This window comes from Enterococcus sp. ARL09-542 (assembly GCF_005234805.1).
GTDB lineage: Bacteria > Bacillota > Bacilli > Lactobacillales > Enterococcaceae > Enterococcus_D > Enterococcus_D gallinarum.
In genome coordinates this window covers 70,296-87,434 of record NZ_QPQX01000006.1, presented here as the reverse complement: position 1 = coordinate 87,434, position 17,139 = coordinate 70,296, and the positions used below count along the sequence as shown (strand labels likewise).

Sequence of the window (17,139 nt, the reverse complement as noted above, 5' to 3'; positions counted from 1 at the left end):
TCTGATAACGGCAGAATTCCGTTTGCTAGGCAAAATCTCACAAGTGCGCTTCACTTTCTTGATTGTTCGGCTCACACCTTCCCGAACTCGCTGAAAAACAAAAGCTACTCTTCTTGCTCATCGATTATCTACTATTTTGTTCCCAGAAAGTATAACAAAAAATAATCGGTTTGGCTAGCCGGTTTTTCGCCTTTGCATGGATTTCGCTAGTTAAACCTTTGGAATAAATAGATCTCCTAGGGTGACAGCCATAATGGCTTTGATAGAGTGAAGGCGATTTTCTGCTTGATCGAACTGGCGCGCTTGCTTGCTGTGAAAAACGTCATTCGTCACTTCCATCTCCTTCAAGCCAAAATCAGCAGCGATTTTGGCCCCATATTTGGTTTGTGTATCATGAAAAGCTGGTAAACAATGGAGGAAAATGGCTTGTTCATTATTGGTTTTTTTCATTAATTCGGCATTTACTTGGTAAGGCATCAGCAAGTCGATTCGTTCTTTAAATTTTGCTTCTTCTCCCATTGAAACCCATACATCGGTATAAACAACGTCTGCTCCTGCTACAGCTGCCACATCATCTGTAATCAAAATTTCGGCTTGTGATGCTTGGGCAAATTGCTCTGCCAGCTCGATGACTTGCTGTTCCGGCTGTAATTCTTTTGGTGCGATGATTCGAATAGCAACACCGAGAATCCTGCTAGTCACAAGTAAGGATTGCGCAACGTTATTTCTCCCATCGCCGCAGTAAGCGATCGTCAGACCTTCAAGACTGCCAAAATTTTCTTGAATCGTCATAAAGTCTGCGATCATCTGTGTCGGGTGCCACATGTCAGACAATCCATTCCAGACAGGTACACCAGAATATTTCGCCAAGTCTTCAACGATTCTTTGGCTAAATCCTCGATATTCGATCCCATCAAACATCCGACCAAATACTTTTGCAGAGTCCTCAACAGATTCTTTTGATCCCATCTGGATATCGTTTGCTCCTAAAAATTCCGGATGCGCTCCTAGATCAACGGCAGCAACGGTAAAGGCAGCTCGTGTCCGAGTAGAATTTTTTTCAAACAAAAGAGCGACATTTTTTCCTTCCAAATAACGATGCGGGATATTCTTTTGCTTTAATTCTTTTACATGTAATGAAAAATCGATCAGATACTGCAATTCATCTCTGGTAAAATCTTTTTCTGCTAAAAAACTGCGACCTTTAAAAACGGATTTCATTTCTTTTGCACCCTTTCTTGCCTATGTTTTTTAGCCAGTATACATCTTTTCTAATTTTTATTCAATATATACAAGTTTTACGTATTTTTAATCAATTTTATCCAAATAATTAAACAAAAGACCGTGGGCTGCCATTCGGATTCGTATCCCGATGACGCCACGGTCTTCTCTGTAATGTTGAGCAGCAAATGCTTGATTATTTCATTTCATGACCAAAACTTAGGCTTGGCACAGCATTCAAAGATAGTGGGGCAAACTGTTTTTTTTCTAACAAAATATGCCCAAAGGCCCCGATCATTGCCGCATTATCGCCACATAAACGCAAAGGTGGGATAATCAAGTCAATCTCAGGCAGGTCACTCATTGCTTCATCTAGTGCCTGACGCAGGCCTTGGTTTGCAGCAACGCCACCTGCAACAATCAATTGGTTAACAGGATAAGTCTTGCAGGCGCGAATCGTCTTAGTGACCAAAACTTCTACGACACTTGCTTGAAAACTAGCAGCAAGGTTGGCTTCGTCCAATGTTTCTCCTCGTTGCTGCGCATTATGGACAAAATTAATAAAGGCACTCTTTAATCCGCTAAAACTAAAATCAAAATTGTCTTCATGAATCATTGCTCTGGGAAAATGGTACGTGTCCTCACCTAAATGCGCCAAACGATCGATTTCTTTTCCGCTAGGATAAGAAAGTCCTAAGACTCGTCCTACCTTGTCATATGCTTCTCCTGCAGCATCGTCACGTGTCTCGCCAATAATCTCAAAGGAACCATCTTCTGTCATATAAACTAGCTCCGTATGACCACCGCTCACTAGCAAGGCAAGCAATGGAAAGGTCAGAGGTTTGACAAAACGGGCCGCATAGATATGCCCCGCCATATGATTGACTGGCAACAAGGGTAATCCATGCGCCCAGGCAAACGCTTTGGCTGCCGAAAGACCGATCAGCAACGCCCCCACTAAGCCTGGACCGTACGTGACCGCTACAGCGGATAAGTCTTCTGGTGTCACTTCTGCTTGTTTCAGTGCCTCTTCTAAACAAAGAGTAATCTGCTCCACATGATGTCGACTAGCTACTTCTGGGACAACGCCACCAAAACGTTGATGACTTTTAATTTGAGAAGCCACGATATTGCTTAAAATCGTGTCCCCGTTCTTTATGACAGCGACACTTGTTTCGTCGCAGCTGCTTTCAATGGCTAAAATCAATTCATTCATTTGATTGATGCTGGCCTCACTTTCTTTTCCATGATCAATGCATCCTCTTGAGGATGACTATAATAATTTTTGCGCCGCCCAATGATTTCAAAACCCATTCGCAGGTATAAGGCTTGTGCTGGAAAATTACGGACCCGCACTTCTAGAAAAATCCTTTCGACGCCAGCAGATTGACAAGACTGAATAACAGCTTGCAGCAAGAGTTTCCCCAATCCCTGTCCTTTTTTTTCCGGTAAGACTGCGAGATTAAAGATTTCAGCTTCGTCTAAAACCCGACGGTAACTAACAAATGCCTCCATTGGCTGGAGTACTAAATAGTGACTGTCAACAGCAGCCAAATCCTGCTTGAATTGTTCACAAGTCCAGGGAGAGCCATCTTGGTAACTCGCTTCTGCCAATTGCCATAACAGCTCTTCACTTTTTGCAGGCAATTCTTCTTTATTCAACAGTTTATTCATTTAAAAATTTCACCATATCCAATGCATCTTCATTTCCTTCTGTATAGTAGGCAGTTTTGATCGCTCGCGAGACAAAGCCCAGCTGTCGATAAAGCCGCTGAGCGTCACGATTACTTAAACGCACTTCTAACGAAATTCGGTCACATTTGTTTTTTCGCGCATACTGTTCGATTTCAGTCAACAAAAAAGAGCCGACACCTCGGCCTTGATATTCAGGTATAACAGCAATATTGGTAATATGAGCATCTTCTCCCAACAAACGAACGCCCGCAAAACCGATCATGCGCTCATTTTGTAAGATACACAAGTACAAATGCTTAAATCGCGAATAAATCTCTGAAAGAAACGCGCTCTTGGTCCAAGGCAGCTCGCCGGCATACACCAATCGTTCCACTTGCAGTAACTCTTTGATATCTTCGCCGACGATTTCACGAATCACATACGTTTCATCCTGAATCGTTTTCGTCTGTTCTGGGTATTGAACTTTACGAAAAAGGGGCAGCTTTCCTTTGAAAGATTTAAATTTTTTCAACATACGTATCCGCTCCTGGAGTGTGAGATGCCAACCACTTTTCTTCCGCTTCAACAAGTTTCAAATACTCTGGCACAAAATCATGGATCGACGAAACGGGTTCCTCTGTTTCACTTAATTCTGCCAACACGACGCCATTCGGATAATTCCACAAAGAAACGTGATTGATCTGTGCAGACGGCATGGCTTCAGTGATTTGCGGGGCAAATTTTGCAGCATCAGCGCCAACAAAAAGTACCTCTGTGTGCAACTCAGCTAGTGCATGCAACAATGTCGGTAATGCCACATGCTGGTCAGGGATCACTGACTGCAGCTCCCCTTCCTGCCAACGATAGCCACCAGCATAGACATTGTTGCGACGTGCGTCAAATAATGGCACGATCACTTTCAAAACCCCAACACAATTCGCAGCTATGTTCTTCAAACTCGACACGCCCACCAATGGGATATGTAATGTATCGGCTAATGTTTTAGCGGTCGTGACACCGATCCGCAATCCTGTATAAGATCCCGGACCTTGGGCAACTGCGATTCGCTCTAACTGCTGCGGCAATACCCCCACAGATTGCATCAATAAATCGATTGCCGGCATCAATGCACTGCTGTGATTTTTGATAGCCATCGTCTGACTTTGTCCTAGGATCTCCTGACCATCCATGACTGCAATGGCCAATGTTTGATTTGATGTATCGATCGCTAATGTTTTCATTGCTTTTTCTCCCCAATCAAAAAACTCACTCATATTTTACCATATTCTGATAAAATGCCAAACTTTGCTTATTTGCTTTCATAGGTGCATGGTTACTGGTGAACTAAAAAAATGGCCAAAGAATCTATGGCAGCCGCGACAGTTTCTGACTGCGACGGAAAACTGTTCCATTACTGGAGACTTTTTCCCATAGATTCTCAGGACATTTCTATTTGTTGCAGATGAACTTCCCCATCATTGATTCGTAGATTGACGTTTAATCAACTCCGTTGCGATGGTGACCTTTCGCGGAACAGGAGCTGGATTCTTGATGATCTCAAGTAGTGTGGTTACAGCCAACTCTCCCATCCACTCCGTATGAACTTTGATTGTCGAAAGGGTTGGAAAAACATACTTGGCAACACTGACATCGTTAAAGCCGATCAAGGAGATATCTTCTGGCACACGAATCTTTTCTTCCTGCAGTGCCCGCAGTGCTCCGATGGCTAAAGCATCGCTGGAAGCAAATAACGCAGTAGGCAGTGGCAAGGCGTCTTGCAAGAACTGTTTCATTGCCTGATATCCATCTTCGACAGTAAACGCTGCTGCAATGTGATACCCTTCGTCATAAAGACGCAAGCGTGTCAGTCGTTCCTTGAATAGCGTCAGCCGCGGATCTTCAATTTCTTGTCGACTTCCTTTTGTAAATTCAATACCAGATAAGATACCGATTTTTTGATGTCCTTTAGCAACAAAATGATCAATGACCAAATCCACTGCTTGCTGAAAATCGACTACCAATGAATCCACTCCAGCCGACAGCCCGTCAAAATCAACGAGTAGCAGATGAGGCTGCGTCTTTTTTAATTGTGCGATCTGCTGGGCATCAAATTTTCCTAAAGCAATCGTTCCATCTACTTGGGTCTCACTGATAGAAGCAAACGATTCTTTTAACAAGCGAATCCCCAATTCTTCCGTCTTGTTCTCAATCCCAAGCCGAATAGCTAAATAGTAAAGATCGGCCAGTTCTTCTTCGGTATCAAACCACTGAATCAAACGAATCCGACCGTTTTCGACTTGGCTTTTCTTTTTATGCTTTGTATAGTTCAGTGCTTCGGCGGTTTTGAATATTTTTTCTTTGGTTTCTGAACTGACGGCTAACTCACTGTCATAATTGAGGACACGAGAAACAGTCGCTGGTGAAACGCCTGCCTGTTCAGCAATATCTTTAATTGTAGCCATTCCCGCGCCTCCATTCTTTCAAAGTCATCTCAATAACTTCAAAGTTTATTGATAAAACGCATGAATGCAGCCTGACCGGATGCATCTCGCTTGAAAACTCCTGCGTATTCCAAAACTTTTGCAAAAATCCCACCAACTTCTTGATAAACAATCTCTGTTACATTCTCCTCAGTGATGGTGTAGGTTTCCTTCATCTCTTGTGCCCACGGAATATGATAAGCAGCAATTTGATTTGGCTGATCAAGAAGATAGGCCCTCACTTCTTCTAACTCCGTTGCTAAACGTGGAGGCAAGACCGCTAATCCCATCACCTCGATTAACCCAATGTTTTCTTTTTTGATATGCTGAACATCTTTATGAGGATGAAAAATACCATCAGGATGTTCGTCAGAAACATTGTTATCCCGAAGAACAAGATCCATTTCAAAGTATTCGCCCTGTTTTCGAGCAATTGGTGTGATGGTGTGGTGCGGTGTGCCATCTTCTGAATAAGCATTGATCGAAACGGAAGGATCTGAGTACTCTTTCCATTGTGCCAAAATATAATCAGAAGCAGCAGCCACTTTTTGCTTGTCTCGACCTTGAATCCGAATAACCGAAAGCGGCCATTTAACGATTCCCACCGTTAGCTCGTCAAAACCAGTTAGTTTGAATGTTTTCTCAATGGGTGCTTTTGCCATCGCAAATGTATGCCGTCCACCTTGATAATGATCGTGGGACAAGATCGATCCACCTACGATTGGCAAATCAGCATTTGAACCGACAAAATAGTGAGGCAGAACCTCAATGATTTGCAATAGACGATCAAAGGTTTTGCGCGTGATCTTCATCGGACGATGCTCTAAAGACAAAAAGATGGAATGCTCATTGTAATAAGCATACGGAGAGTACTGAAGCCCCCACGCTTCGCCGTCCAGATTCATCCGAATAATGCGATGATTTGTTCGAGCCGGGTAATTCAGCCGCCCTTTATAACCTTCATTTTCCAAACAAAGGAGACATTTAGGATAATCGATCGCTGCTGCTGCTCGCTGCGCAGCGATTTCTTTCGGATCTTTTTCGGGTTTGGATAGATTGATCGTGATCTCTAATTCTCCATACTCGGTCATTACCGGAAAAACAATATTTTTCTTGATGGCTCGAGTCTTGATGTAATCATTTTGCTGACACAAATGGTAAAAATAATCCGTTGCCTCTTGTGGGTCTTTTGCATAGTGCTGGGCAAAGAAAGCATTGACCACAGAAGGCGGTGGCGTCAAGAAATCCATCAATTGCGCTTCAAGGATTTCGGTATCAGCAAGTGCCTCGCCGATCACCTGATTTTTTTTTGCTTGAGTGACCAATTGATCCATCAATACCACGGCTGATTCTTCGACCGGTCGTACAGTAGCTGATTCAAAGGCTTCTTCACCAATCATACCAAGGATCCTATTTTGTAAATAAATACGATCCATTTCCATCCAACCACCAGCCTGGATCGCTAATGTCACGAAATCACAGATTGTTTGACTGAGCGTCATTTTGTTGCCTCCTAGTCTTGATAACCTTCTGGATGGCTAACGTGCCAATTCCAAGCTGTTTCAATTATTTGTTTCACATCGGTGTAACTAGGTTCCCAACCTAACACCGCTTTTGCTTTATCACTAGAAGCGACCAATGTTCCCGGATCTCCGGCACGTCGCGGTGCTACTTTCGCTGGAATATCTTTTTGCGTAACAGTACGCGCGGCATCCAACATTTCTTTGACTGAGTAGCCATTGTTGCTGCCAAGATTGAAAACATTGCTAGGATTGCCTTTTTTCAAATATTCTAATGCTAAAATGTGGGCGTTGCATAGATCTTCTACGTGTACGTAGTCTCTGATACAAGTTCCATCTGGCGTATCATAGTCATCACCGAAAATTGCTAGCTCCTGACGCTGACCTAAAGCGACTTGCAAGATGAGTGGAACTAAATGAGTCTCAGGATCATGGTCTTCCCCGATTGAAGCATCTGATTTAGCTCCTGCAACATTAAAGTAGCGTAAAGCGACGTATTTCATGCCGTAAGCTTCATCACACCAACGCATCATTTTTTCCATCATGAGTTTGCTTTCCCCATAAGGATTTTTAGGATTTGTAGGTGTTTCTTCTGTGATTGGGCTTTGTTCTGGCTCGCCATAAGTCGCTGCAGTAGAAGAAAAGACAATATGATCAACGTTGTTGTCTTTCATTACTTCTAATAATACCTGCATCCCATACACATTGTTGTTGAAGTATTTCAACGGTTTCTCAACTGATTCACCGACAAGAGAGCTTGCGGCAAAATGGATCACGCCATCAATCGTCTCTTTCTCAAAAACGCTTTGCAAAAATGCTTTGTCTCGAATATCTCCTTCGTAGAAAACAGCCTCTGGATGGATCGCTTGACGATGACCTGTTAAAAGGTTATCCACGACAACGGCTTGGTATCCTTTCGTAATCAATTGATCAACTGCATGAGAGCCGATATATCCGGCGCCACCTAATACTAAAATAGCCATTCTTAATCATCCTTTTCTTTCATTTATTCAATGAATCCGTCTTACATTCTACAGTTTTCGCGCGCCATCATCAATGCTTGCTTGGTAAATATCTGTCTCATAGCCGATTTTTTCACGATAGCTTTCTTTGACAGCCGTTGCAAAAGCTTCCCACTCGCTTTTTTTCACCAAAGCGATTGCACAACCACCAAATCCAGCCCCTGTCATTCGGGCTCCCAAAACTGCTGGCTGTTCTTGTGCCGCTGCCACCAAAGTGTCTAACTCGATACCCGTAACTTCATAATCATCTCTTAAAGAAGCATGAGAAGCATCTAACAGATGACCAAAAGATTCTAAATCTCCCGCTTCTAATGCCGCTTTAGCTTTTAAGGTACGCTGATTCTCAGTTACAGCATGTTTTGCGCGCTTGATCAAGGTTGGATCTTCAATCAGTGAAGTATGTGCAAAGAATGTTGCTTCGTCCAATTCACCAAGCGATTGGATTTTCAGTTTCGTTTGAAGTCGTTTTAATGCTTCTTCACACTCCCCACGGCGCTCGTTGTATTTTGAATCTGCCAATTCCCGCCGCTTGTTTGTATTCATGATAGCTACGACATAGTCCCCAAATTCTGCAGGTACAAGGTCATAAGCTAAAGTGTTGGTATCTAGCAGTAATGCATGGTCTTTTTTTCCCATTCCTATAGCAAATTGATCCATGATACCTGAATTAACCCCAATAAATTCATTCTCAACTTTTTTCCCTGTCAAAATCAACTCTAAACGTTCGATCGCCAATCCGAACAAATCATCAAGAATCACTCCTGTCAATAATTCAATGGAGGCTGAAGAAGACAAGCCGGCACCATTAGGAATATTGCCATAAAAAGCGATTTCAATACCAGAGTCGATTGCATGACCCGCTGCTTTCAAATAGCGAATCACACCTTTAGGATAATTGGTCCAGTCGTCTTCTTTGCGGTACTCCAAATCGTCTAAGGAAAAAGTGATGATCCCCTTTTCAGGGAAGTTTTCCGAATAAAGACGTATTTGCTTATCTGCCCGTTTTCGTGCTACACCATACGTTCCTATCGTGATAGAGGCTGGAAAGACATACCCGCCATTATAATCTGTATGTTCCCCGATCAAGTTGATTCGTCCTGGTGCAAAATACGATCCTGTGCCTTTTTCACCGAATTTTTCTGCAAAAATTTGTTGTAGCTGTTCCATCTTTTTCGCTCCTTCATTTCATTTAGTAAATTTATTATAAAATATTTACTAAATTTTATCAATCCTTTACTCGCGATACAAGGGCTTATTTTTGATATTTTTGTACTTTTGTTTCATAATAGAAATAAATAGATAAAGGCGAGGTGGAGAAGAATGAAACGATTTCTTTCAGGTTTCTTAGTTGGTACAGTAGCAACTATCGCAGCAGCTGCTAGCGTAGTCATGACTGTCAAAAAACAAGTGATCGATCCAATTGACGAACAACAAGCACTAAATGAAGAAAAAAGAAAACGAGCTATGCGTAAAAGTGTCTCTCGTTAATACAAAAACTGCCATTGAAGATTTTACTTCAATGGCAGTTTTTTCAATTCTTCAGCTAATACAACCGCTTGATTATGTGTTTCATCTTTTGCACCATAAACCAATGTCACGGTTTTATGGTCTTTTACTATTTGCTGCAATGCACTAAAGGCATCATCCGCTGGCTTCTTTTTTAGTTCTGCTAGGTATCTTTGACAAAACGCATCAAAGCGCTCTGGATCATGACCAAACCATTTACGCAATTCCGTACTAGGTGCAACCTCTTTCAACCAAGAATCAATCGCCGCCACTTCTTTTTTGACGCCTCTTGGCCAGATTCGATCAACAAGGACCCGATAACCATCTGTGGGTGCTGCAGCCTCGTATACACGTTTTACTTTAATCATTTCCTTCCACTCCTTTGAATCTACCTTAACACATTCTTTCAAAAAAAAAAGACCGAGTCCATGATGACAAGATTCTCAGTTACAGCTGCTGAATGGTTTCTAACGATTCATTCTCGCGCCTCTTAGGAACATCTTGTTTGATCATTGATCTCAGTCTTTTGATTGATTAACTAGTTTTCTTTTTCGTTTTTCCGCTCCAGCCTTCATAGCCTTCTTTTAGAATGTAAATTTCTTTAAACCCTTCTTTGCGAAGTTTATTCGCAGCACGGATACTTAGAGATTTACGGGTATCATATAAGTAGATGGGCTGATCTTTCCGAAATGCGCTAAACGAATTGGTTAATACCGTAAATGGGATATTTCGTGCACCTAAGATATGACCGGCATCGAACTCGTTTTTCTCCCGCACATCAATCACTTGTGCTTTTTTCATGCCATTTTTAAATTCTTCTTCGGAAATGATTTTGGCTGATCGTCTTCCCATAATTTGGAAGTACGCCCAATTCAATGCGATTGCCAATAAAATCAATCCTAAAATAATATTAATCCAGTTCCAAACAGACATCTTACCTATTCCTCTCTACTTTGCAAATTGTAATGCTAATGACGCAGCGCCGATCACACCAGCATCATTCCCTAACTCAGCTAATTTGATTTCCGTGCTTTCCGTTACTTGCGGGAATGTGAATTCTGCAAAGTAAGCTGCTACACGACTACGTAAAAATTCACCTGCTGCTGAGACACCGCCACCCAGTACAATACTTGAAGGATTCAGTGTATTGCCCAAGTTTCCACAAGCAAGGCCTAAATAGAAGCAGACTTTATCTACTACCATCAATGCAAACGGATCTTTCGCTTGGGCCGCTTCAAAAATATCTTTGCTGGAAATATCTTCGCCATTATCCAGATTTTTTTTCAATTCAGAATCGCCAGCATACTCTTCCGCCAAATGTCTTGCTACCCGAACGACACCCGTCGCACTTGACACGGTCTCTAAACAACCACGCTTCCCACAAGTACATTCAAATCCTTCTGGATCTACAGTAATATGCCCGATTTCTCCTGCACAGCCTGCTACACCATGCAAAAGTTGTCCTTCCATGATGATTCCACCGCCAACACCTGTACCGAGGGTGATAAAGATCACATCGGGATTGTTGTCACCTGCGCCTTTCCAGCGTTCGCCTAACGCAGCAACATTGGCATCGTTATCGATAGCAAAAGGAATCCCTGTCCCTTTTTCAATCGCTTCTTTGACAGGTTGCAACGTTTTCCAATTCAAATTGTAAGCACCGATAACTGTTCCTTTTTTGCGATCGACACTTCCTGGAGTCCCCATACCGATCCCAATGAAGTCTTCTGCTTTCATGCCATACAAATCCAGACGATGATTGATTGATGCAATGATCTCTGGTACGATGTGGGAACCCTCATCAAGAATATTGGTATCGATGCTCCATTTTTGTTGAATCTCTCCTTCAGAAGTCAACACAGCAAACTTGACTGTTGTTCCTCCTAGATCAATCCCGATGATTTTTTTGTCCATCACTTATTTTCCTCCCGGCTTTCTTCAATCCGATGTTCACGCTTTAAAATGCGCCAAGCGGTCAAATAGGTATCTCGATCGATCAAACGGCTGTCATAAAGATTTTTGACTTCCATCTGGATCAACTCGATATCATAGATTCGCTTGCCAACATAAATATAGACACCAAATTGTTTCAATAGTTGTTGTACGTCATATAACGTTTCCATAAACACACTTCCTGCTTATTATACAAGTATTTGATACTTTTTTAAACCATATATCACAAAAACTGCCAGTAAAAAAAGAAAAACAATGGCGGAAAGAATGCGGGTATGAATCGAATATTTCTCGAAGTTCTTTGGTAAAGCCAATGCATTGCCTAAGATGAATCCTCCTAAGATTCCTCCGACATGTCCCCAAATATCAATCGATTGATCAAATAGACCAAATACGAAATTCAAGACAACGAACAATGCAAATTGACGAACCATCGCTTGGATCTGGTAATCATTCTTAAAGTGGAGTCCCAGAATCAGAAAAGCACCAAACAGACCAAACAATGACGTGCTCGCACCTGCAGATTGGACACCGGCCTGATTAAAGGCAAAACTCATCGCGTTCCCCATAACCCCACTCATCAAATACAAAATGAAGAAACGAGCATGACCGTAGATCGCTTCCACCTGTTGACCCATAAAATAAAGAATAACAGAATTCACTGCAAAATGAGCGAGACCAAAGTGAATGAAAATCGGCGTTACAAAACGCCAATACTCGTTCATGTAAGCAACATAAGGGCCAAACATCACCCCCATCACTTGAGTCATCGGACTAATATAGCCGATAATAAAGACTAACGTCTGGATGGCTAAAAACGTATAAGTAAAGATTGGACGATTAAGCCAGCGTTTCATTTGTTTATTCATTGTCTACTCCTTTTTCTCCGAAAGAAACTTTATCAGTGATTATTTTCTGGACCGGAATATCAAAAGAATCAGGTTGCCACCGGACATCAAATTGTTCTGCAAAAACCAATGACACAGTTTTCCCTTGGAAATCTGCCAGAAACCGATCATAATAACCGCCGCCAAAACCAATCCGATATCCCTCATGAGAAAAAATCAAACCAGGAACGATCAAAAGATCCAGGTCCAATGCATCGATTTTTTTTTGAGAAAGAGGCTCTTCTACCCCAAAACTGGAAAGCTGATATTCAGTCTGTGGTTCCACTTGATAAAAGTGAAGTTTCTTTCTCACAGAACGTGGCACGGCAATTTGTTTGCCAGAGTGAAATCCGCGCTCAAAAATCGGCTTTGTATCAAATTCAAACGGCAATGACCGAATCACACCAATGGATTCTGCTTCGAGCCACTCTTCGGAAGCAAACAACAAAGACTGAATGATCTGCTCTTTGGTTTGCTTTGTTCGTGGATCCAGTTGCTTGAGTCGGGTTAGCCCTTGTTCACGCAAAATTTTTTTATCCATAATTAACCAACTCCTACTCCGAATAGTACCAAAAACCGGACTCAAATAGCAAACGCAATCGTGAAAAAATTCTCACGACTACGTTTTTTGACGAATCAGCAAAAACAAAAAGTACGGAGCACCAATGATCGCAATCACGATACCAGCAGGAATTTCGCCACTTTGAAGTAAAAGACGGCCGACTGTGTCGCTGACTAGCACCAAAATAGCACCAATCATTCCCGCTGCTATCAATGCCCAACGAGATTCTTTGCCAATCAATCGTTTAGCGATATGGGGCGCCAATAAACCAATAAAAGATAAGTTTCCAGTATAGCCAACACTGCTTGCGGCCAGGCCAATCGCTACGAACAACAAACCGGTGCGCAAAAGATTTAGGGGAACACCTAAACTGATCGCCTGTTCTTCTCCAAAACCCAGTAAATTGATCAAAGGTGTAATCATGAATGCCAACAATCCTAGAATCAAGAACCAAGGCAACAAACTTAGTACTTGCGTCCACGAAGTTCCCCAGATAGTCCCCGAAAGCCATGCCGTAACAAAACTATATCGTTCTTTTGACAATTGAACAGTCAATAATAACGACGCAGAAGCAAGTCCAGCATTAACAGCAATTCCAGATAATAAAATTCGCTCCATTGAAAGCAGCTGCCGCTGTTTATAAGCGATAGCATAGACTAGCAGTGCAGCTAATAGTCCGCCAATCATACCAATTAGTGGTAACAGCTGGGAGCCCTGGGCATAAAAGCCTAAGTAGAGCATGACACATAAGCCAGCTCCATTATTGATTCCTAAAATACTTGCATCCGCCAACTCATTTCTGGTTACTCCCTGTAACAAAAAACCTGAGAAGCCAAACGCACTTCCAGCAATCAGTGCCAGTACTGCTCGAGGAAGTCGGAAATCGAAGAATATCAATGACTGGCTAGCTGTTAGAGTTTGCTGCCAAAGAGCGAGCCAGAGATCAAAAGAAAAGAACGTCTTTCCCACCATGATACTGCCACAAAACGCCAGAAGAACCAAAACAAAAAGGAAACCGATTTTTTTCTTCATAGCTGTTCCCTCCGAATCTTCACTAATAAGAAAGGAACCCCAATCAAAGCCATCATGATTCCAAAAGGCGTTTCAAAAGGTGGCTGAATGATTCGTCCTACCCAATCTGCTAAGATTACCAATATTCCCCCCGCCACTATCGTCAAAGGTAAGATCATTTGATAATTTTTGCCAATCAGTCCGCGAATCACATGAGGGACCATCAATCCAATAAAGCTGACCGGTCCCACCAGTGAAACAGCCATCCCAGCTAATAGAACAACTACGGCTAAAGAAACAAGTCGAATCCGTTCAGGATGTTTGCCTAAAGAGATTGCCGTCTCATCTCCCATAGCCAGCAAATTCAAAGATTTCCCGAGTCCTAGGATGATGAAGAGCGCCACCAGATAAATAGGGGTGATCACTTGTAATTGTGTCCACGTTACATTTGCTGCACCGCCAATAAACCAAAAGGCCAAGTCTTGATTCAAATCAAATTGTAAAGATAATACTTGACTAATCGCAGAAAAAAAAGAACTCAATGCAACACCTGCTAGAATCAATCCAGTCGGCGTCATACCGATCCTTGAATACTTCGTCAACAAAAATAAAAAAGAAGTAGCTAGAAAAGCGCCTAAGAAAGAAAACAACGCTGCCTGATTCGGTTGTAGTGAGGGAAACAAGATAAATGCAACGGCTAATCCGACTGCAGCCCCACTATTGATTCCTAGTAAACCGCTATCTGCTAGCGAATTTTTGGTGACTCCTTGCATGATGGCACCAGTTACAGCAAAACTGCTGCCAACAATAAACGAAGCACAGATCCGCGGCAAACGGATATTTCTAAGCACTTGATGGGTTTGATTTTCTGGATCAAATGCGTAAAAGGCCTCTTTAATAGTTATTAAGGGAATATCAGCTGCCCCTTGCGTCAATGCCAGAAAAAACACAGCGACCAATAATCCGCTTAGAACAAGCAAAAGAATCGTAAATTTTTTCATGTGTTGGCTCCTAATTCATAGGTCAAAAGCAACGGTTTCGAACTATTGGGAAACGTACCTAAAACAGCTTCGATAGCGAACAATTGTTGGAGCCATGAATGGGTCAAAACTTCTTCTGGTGTCCCCCAAGTCATTAATTGACCTTCTTTTAAGGCAAAAATATAATCAGAAAATCGAGATGCATGATTCAGATCGTGAATCGACATAATGATCGTTTTCCCATATTTTTCATTGATTCGCTTTAACAATAACAGCACTTCTAGTTGATGTGCCGGATCTAAAAAAGTCGTCGGTTCATCTAAGATAACAATCTCTGTATCTTGTGCCAAAGCCATAGCGATCCAAACCCGCTGTTTCTGACCTCCTGAAAGCGTATGGATACCAGCATCCGCTAGTTCGGTCAAATCTGTCGCAGCTAATGCCCATTCAATGGCTTGATAATCTTTTGCGGTCAACCGACCTAGCCCTTTTTGATAAGGAAAACGACCATAAGAAACGATCTCTCGAATGGTTAATCCGATGGAAGAATCACTGACTTGTGACAACAAAGCAATCTGGCTTGCGACTTCCTTCGTTTTGATCGTTTGTAGATTCTGTTCATTTAGATAAACTTCCCCTTCCATAGGTAGCAGGATTCGGGCTAATGCTTTTAGAAAAGTCGACTTGCCACTACCATTAGGTCCAATCAAACCAATGATCTTCCCTTCTGGGATGTCGATTGTTATCTTTTGCACAATTTTTTGTTTTTGATAGCCGACAGTCAAATCGACCGTGCGTAAGTTTGCCATATCTTTCCCTCAAAATTCTATTGATAATGATTATCAATTATGACGGTTTTCCTTCTATCCGTCAATGCTTCAAAGCAAAAAACCAGGGATTGACAAATCACTTTTTCTTCGTGATAATGACAAAAAGAAAGTGAGAATGATTCTCATTTATCCTATAAGGAGGAACCTAATGAAAAAACGAACCATAAAAACACTTTTTTGGCTGTCTTGTACCCTAGTCAGCTTAACAGCATTGAGTGCTTGTTCAGCTAATTCCAATAATACCAAGTCATCTTCCTCAGCTGAGACGGCAACGCTGAAAGATGCGGCTGGACATGAAGTAACAATCCCGGATGATCCAAAGCGAATCATCGGCAGTTATTTAGAAGATTACTTAGTAGCCTTGAACGTCACACCAGTAGCACAATGGACTGTTGGTAATAACAGTGATCAAGGCTATTTGCAAGAGAAACTAAGTGATGTACCAAGGATCAGCTACGACTTGCCCTATGAGGACGTCTTAAGTTATGAACCAGACTTGTTGCTGATCGACAGCAATACGATGGTTGAAGGGGATAAATATGCACAATACAGCAAAATTGCCCCTACTTATGTAGTCAAAAATGGTGAAAATGTCTCTTGGCGAGACCGTTTGACAGATATCGCAAAAGTTCTTCATAAAGAAGATCAAGCAAAAACAGTAGAAAAAGACTATGATGACTTAGTAAAAACAACTAAGCAAGAATTTTCAGGTAAAATCAATGGGAAGTCGGTGGCTGTTCTCTGGGTCACCAACAATTCTGCTTTTATGGTTGCTGACGATCGTTCCAGCGGTCAGCTCCTCTATCATGAACTAGGATTCTCTGTACCGCCACTTGTTTCTGAGATCAGCAAAACAGCGACAGCTGACTGGTCTGCCGTTTCTTTGGAGAAATTAGCTGAATTAGATGCTGATTACCTGATTCTAGTAAACAGCGATCAAGGAGCCGACTTTTTTAAAGACCAAGTTTGGCAAAATCTTAAAGCGGTCAAAGAAGGAAATCTTTGGGAGTTTGGACCTGAATCCAGCTGGCTGTATAACGGACCGATTGCTTATACAAAAATGATCGAAGACGTGAAAAATAAATTGGATGAAAATGGTTGATTTCATTCAAAAAATCGTCAAGTAAAATTACTTAACAAATTTCATTAAACTACTAGCATTCCTTTGCCAAACATGCTATTATATTTTAGTCTGAGAGAAATCTTAGAGGATTCTTGAATATATGGGAGGGAAAAACATGCGCGTAAACATCACATTAGAGTGCACTTCTTGTAAAGAACGCAACTACTTAACAAACAAAAACAAACGTAACAATCCTGATCGTTTGGAAAAGAAAAAATATTGCCCACGTGAAAGAAAAGTTACTTTACACCGTGAAACAAAATAATTCATTTTAAGCCGACTGCACTTGCTGATAAACAAGCATTGCAGTTGGCTTTTTATTTTTGAGCTATACCCATATGTTCACTTTAAAATAGATAGATGACAAAAT

General features: G+C 41.8%; 21 protein-coding genes and 1 other annotated feature (1 of these 22 cut by a window edge). Of the genes, 3 read left to right on the top strand and 18 right to left on the bottom strand.

Annotated elements, in window-relative coordinates; all coding sequences use genetic code 11:
* Window positions 1–130, bottom strand: a binding site (T-box leader) (it extends 73 nt beyond the left edge of the window).
* Between the two features lie 80 nt (window positions 131–210).
* The 9 genes from argF to DVW06_RS08485 all read right to left on the bottom strand — a co-directional run bounded on the left by argF (window position 211) and on the right by DVW06_RS08485 (window position 9,084).
* On the bottom strand, window positions 211–1,221 hold the full coding sequence (gene argF, locus DVW06_RS08525) for an ornithine carbamoyltransferase (protein WP_003126864.1): 1,011 nt from the start codon (window positions 1,219–1,221) through the stop codon (window positions 211–213).
* A gap of 196 nt (window positions 1,222–1,417) precedes the next feature.
* Complete coding sequence (gene tsaD / locus DVW06_RS08520; RefSeq protein WP_003126863.1) at window positions 1,418–2,437, bottom strand: tRNA (adenosine(37)-N6)-threonylcarbamoyltransferase complex transferase subunit TsaD; 1,020 nt, start codon at window positions 2,435–2,437, stop codon at window positions 1,418–1,420.
* On the bottom strand, window positions 2,434–2,895 hold the full coding sequence (gene rimI, locus DVW06_RS08515) for a ribosomal protein S18-alanine N-acetyltransferase (RefSeq protein ID WP_003126862.1): 462 nt from the start codon (window positions 2,893–2,895) through the stop codon (window positions 2,434–2,436). Before rimI (DVW06_RS08515) ends, tsaD begins: the two co-directional genes overlap by 4 nt.
* A complete protein-coding gene (gene rimI, locus DVW06_RS08510) occupies window positions 2,888–3,430 on the bottom strand; it encodes a ribosomal protein S18-alanine N-acetyltransferase (protein WP_003126860.1) in 543 nt (180 codons plus the stop codon). Before rimI (DVW06_RS08510) ends, rimI (DVW06_RS08515) begins: the two co-directional genes overlap by 8 nt.
* On the bottom strand, window positions 3,414–4,136 hold the full coding sequence (gene tsaB, locus DVW06_RS08505) for a tRNA (adenosine(37)-N6)-threonylcarbamoyltransferase complex dimerization subunit type 1 TsaB (RefSeq protein ID WP_005472189.1): 723 nt from the start codon (window positions 4,134–4,136) through the stop codon (window positions 3,414–3,416). The genes rimI (DVW06_RS08510) and tsaB overlap by 17 nt, the downstream gene beginning before the upstream one ends.
* Window positions 4,137–4,370: 234 nt before the next feature.
* Entirely contained in the window at window positions 4,371–5,357 is a 987-nt protein-coding gene (locus tag DVW06_RS08500; protein ID WP_003126857.1) for a LacI family DNA-binding transcriptional regulator, read from the bottom strand.
* 38 nt (window positions 5,358–5,395) lie between these two features.
* Complete coding sequence (galT, locus tag DVW06_RS08495) at window positions 5,396–6,877, bottom strand: UDP-glucose--hexose-1-phosphate uridylyltransferase (RefSeq protein WP_137264559.1); 1,482 nt, start codon at window positions 6,875–6,877, stop codon at window positions 5,396–5,398.
* Between the two features lie 11 nt (window positions 6,878–6,888).
* Window positions 6,889–7,878 carry a UDP-glucose 4-epimerase GalE gene (gene galE / locus DVW06_RS08490; RefSeq protein ID WP_096710800.1) on the bottom strand — a complete coding sequence of 330 codons (990 nt, stop codon included), beginning with the start codon at window positions 7,876–7,878 and terminating at the stop codon, window positions 6,889–6,891.
* A gap of 48 nt (window positions 7,879–7,926) precedes the next feature.
* Window positions 7,927–9,084: a galactokinase gene (locus DVW06_RS08485; RefSeq protein WP_003126854.1), complete on the bottom strand. Its 1,158-nt coding sequence runs from the start codon at window positions 9,082–9,084 to the stop codon at window positions 7,927–7,929.
* 153 nt (window positions 9,085–9,237) lie between these two features.
* Between DVW06_RS08485 and DVW06_RS08480 the strand changes: the two genes are divergently transcribed.
* Entirely contained in the window at window positions 9,238–9,405 is a 168-nt protein-coding gene (locus tag DVW06_RS08480; RefSeq protein WP_003126853.1) for a DUF3042 family protein, read from the top strand.
* Window positions 9,406–9,428: 23 nt separating this feature from the next.
* On the opposite strand, the gene DVW06_RS08475 is transcribed toward DVW06_RS08480, so the two are convergent.
* The 9 genes from DVW06_RS08475 to DVW06_RS08435 form a co-directional block, all read right to left on the bottom strand.
* Window positions 9,429–9,791, bottom strand: a complete 363-nt coding sequence (locus DVW06_RS08475) for a DUF488 domain-containing protein (RefSeq protein WP_005472185.1) — start codon at window positions 9,789–9,791, stop codon at window positions 9,429–9,431.
* Between the two features lie 166 nt (window positions 9,792–9,957).
* The gene (locus DVW06_RS08470; protein ID WP_005472184.1) at window positions 9,958–10,356 is read right to left on the bottom strand and encodes a rhodanese-like domain-containing protein; all 399 of its coding nucleotides are present in this window, start codon (window positions 10,354–10,356) and stop codon (window positions 9,958–9,960) included.
* Between the two features lie 15 nt (window positions 10,357–10,371).
* Window positions 10,372–11,337, bottom strand: a complete 966-nt coding sequence (locus DVW06_RS08465) for an ROK family glucokinase (protein ID WP_005472183.1) — start codon at window positions 11,335–11,337, stop codon at window positions 10,372–10,374.
* Window positions 11,337–11,546: a YqgQ family protein gene (locus DVW06_RS08460; protein ID WP_005472182.1), complete on the bottom strand. Its 210-nt coding sequence runs from the start codon at window positions 11,544–11,546 to the stop codon at window positions 11,337–11,339. The genes DVW06_RS08465 and DVW06_RS08460 overlap by 1 nt, the downstream gene beginning before the upstream one ends.
* A gap of 18 nt (window positions 11,547–11,564) precedes the next feature.
* Window positions 11,565–12,245, bottom strand: a complete 681-nt coding sequence (locus DVW06_RS08455; RefSeq protein WP_041119037.1) for a rhomboid family intramembrane serine protease — start codon at window positions 12,243–12,245, stop codon at window positions 11,565–11,567.
* On the bottom strand, window positions 12,238–12,804 hold the full coding sequence (locus DVW06_RS08450) for a 5-formyltetrahydrofolate cyclo-ligase (RefSeq protein WP_005472181.1): 567 nt from the start codon (window positions 12,802–12,804) through the stop codon (window positions 12,238–12,240). Before DVW06_RS08450 ends, DVW06_RS08455 begins: the two co-directional genes overlap by 8 nt.
* A gap of 78 nt (window positions 12,805–12,882) precedes the next feature.
* Window positions 12,883–13,857 carry a FecCD family ABC transporter permease gene (locus DVW06_RS08445; protein WP_029487021.1) on the bottom strand — a complete coding sequence of 325 codons (975 nt, stop codon included), beginning with the start codon at window positions 13,855–13,857 and terminating at the stop codon, window positions 12,883–12,885.
* Window positions 13,854–14,837, bottom strand: coding sequence for a FecCD family ABC transporter permease (locus DVW06_RS08440; protein WP_003126843.1), 984 nt, complete (start codon window positions 14,835–14,837; stop codon window positions 13,854–13,856). Before DVW06_RS08440 ends, DVW06_RS08445 begins: the two co-directional genes overlap by 4 nt.
* On the bottom strand, window positions 14,834–15,625 hold the full coding sequence (locus DVW06_RS08435; protein ID WP_003126842.1) for an ABC transporter ATP-binding protein: 792 nt from the start codon (window positions 15,623–15,625) through the stop codon (window positions 14,834–14,836). Before DVW06_RS08435 ends, DVW06_RS08440 begins: the two co-directional genes overlap by 4 nt.
* A gap of 169 nt (window positions 15,626–15,794) precedes the next feature.
* Here DVW06_RS08435 and DVW06_RS08430 point away from each other — a divergent pair, with 169 nt between their 5' ends.
* Both DVW06_RS08430 and rpmG read left to right on the top strand, forming a co-directional pair.
* A complete protein-coding gene (locus tag DVW06_RS08430) occupies window positions 15,795–16,748 on the top strand; it encodes an ABC transporter substrate-binding protein (RefSeq protein WP_137264558.1) in 954 nt (317 codons plus the stop codon).
* Window positions 16,749–16,869: 121 nt separating this feature from the next.
* A complete protein-coding gene (gene rpmG, locus DVW06_RS08425; RefSeq protein WP_369914469.1) occupies window positions 16,870–17,034 on the top strand; it encodes a 50S ribosomal protein L33 in 165 nt (54 codons plus the stop codon).
* Window positions 17,035–17,139 lie beyond the last annotated feature (105 nt).

Coding starts and splice junctions, on each gene's coding strand:
- argF (WP_003126864.1), bottom strand. CDS start 1,221: ATGAAATCCGTTTTTAAAGGTCGCAGTTTTTTAGCAGAAAAAGATTTT.
- tsaD (WP_003126863.1), bottom strand. CDS start 2,437: ATGAATGAATTGATTTTAGCCATTGAAAGCAGCTGCGACGAAACAAGT.
- rimI (WP_003126862.1), bottom strand. CDS start 2,895: ATGAATAAACTGTTGAATAAAGAAGAATTGCCTGCAAAAAGTGAAGAG.
- rimI (WP_003126860.1), bottom strand. CDS start 3,430: ATGTTGAAAAAATTTAAATCTTTCAAAGGAAAGCTGCCCCTTTTTCGT.
- tsaB (WP_005472189.1), bottom strand. CDS start 4,136: ATGAAAACATTAGCGATCGATACATCAAATCAAACATTGGCCATTGCA.
- DVW06_RS08500 (WP_003126857.1), bottom strand. CDS start 5,357: ATGGCTACAATTAAAGATATTGCTGAACAGGCAGGCGTTTCACCAGCG.
- galT (WP_137264559.1), bottom strand. CDS start 6,877: ATGACGCTCAGTCAAACAATCTGTGATTTCGTGACATTAGCGATCCAG.
- galE (WP_096710800.1), bottom strand. CDS start 7,878: ATGGCTATTTTAGTATTAGGTGGCGCCGGATATATCGGCTCTCATGCA.
- DVW06_RS08485 (WP_003126854.1), bottom strand. CDS start 9,084: ATGGAACAGCTACAACAAATTTTTGCAGAAAAATTCGGTGAAAAAGGC.
- DVW06_RS08480 (WP_003126853.1), top strand. CDS start 9,238: ATGAAACGATTTCTTTCAGGTTTCTTAGTTGGTACAGTAGCAACTATC.
- DVW06_RS08475 (WP_005472185.1), bottom strand. CDS start 9,791: ATGATTAAAGTAAAACGTGTATACGAGGCTGCAGCACCCACAGATGGT.
- DVW06_RS08470 (WP_005472184.1), bottom strand. CDS start 10,356: ATGTCTGTTTGGAACTGGATTAATATTATTTTAGGATTGATTTTATTG.
- DVW06_RS08465 (WP_005472183.1), bottom strand. CDS start 11,337: ATGGACAAAAAAATCATCGGGATTGATCTAGGAGGAACAACAGTCAAG.
- DVW06_RS08460 (WP_005472182.1), bottom strand. CDS start 11,546: ATGGAAACGTTATATGACGTACAACAACTATTGAAACAATTTGGTGTC.
- DVW06_RS08455 (WP_041119037.1), bottom strand. CDS start 12,245: ATGAATAAACAAATGAAACGCTGGCTTAATCGTCCAATCTTTACTTAT.
- DVW06_RS08450 (WP_005472181.1), bottom strand. CDS start 12,804: ATGGATAAAAAAATTTTGCGTGAACAAGGGCTAACCCGACTCAAGCAA.
- DVW06_RS08445 (WP_029487021.1), bottom strand. CDS start 13,857: ATGAAGAAAAAAATCGGTTTCCTTTTTGTTTTGGTTCTTCTGGCGTTT.
- DVW06_RS08440 (WP_003126843.1), bottom strand. CDS start 14,837: ATGAAAAAATTTACGATTCTTTTGCTTGTTCTAAGCGGATTATTGGTC.
- DVW06_RS08435 (WP_003126842.1), bottom strand. CDS start 15,625: ATGGCAAACTTACGCACGGTCGATTTGACTGTCGGCTATCAAAAACAA.
- DVW06_RS08430 (WP_137264558.1), top strand. CDS start 15,795: ATGAAAAAACGAACCATAAAAACACTTTTTTGGCTGTCTTGTACCCTA.
- rpmG (WP_369914469.1), top strand. CDS start 16,870: ATGGGAGGGAAAAACATGCGCGTAAACATCACATTAGAGTGCACTTCT.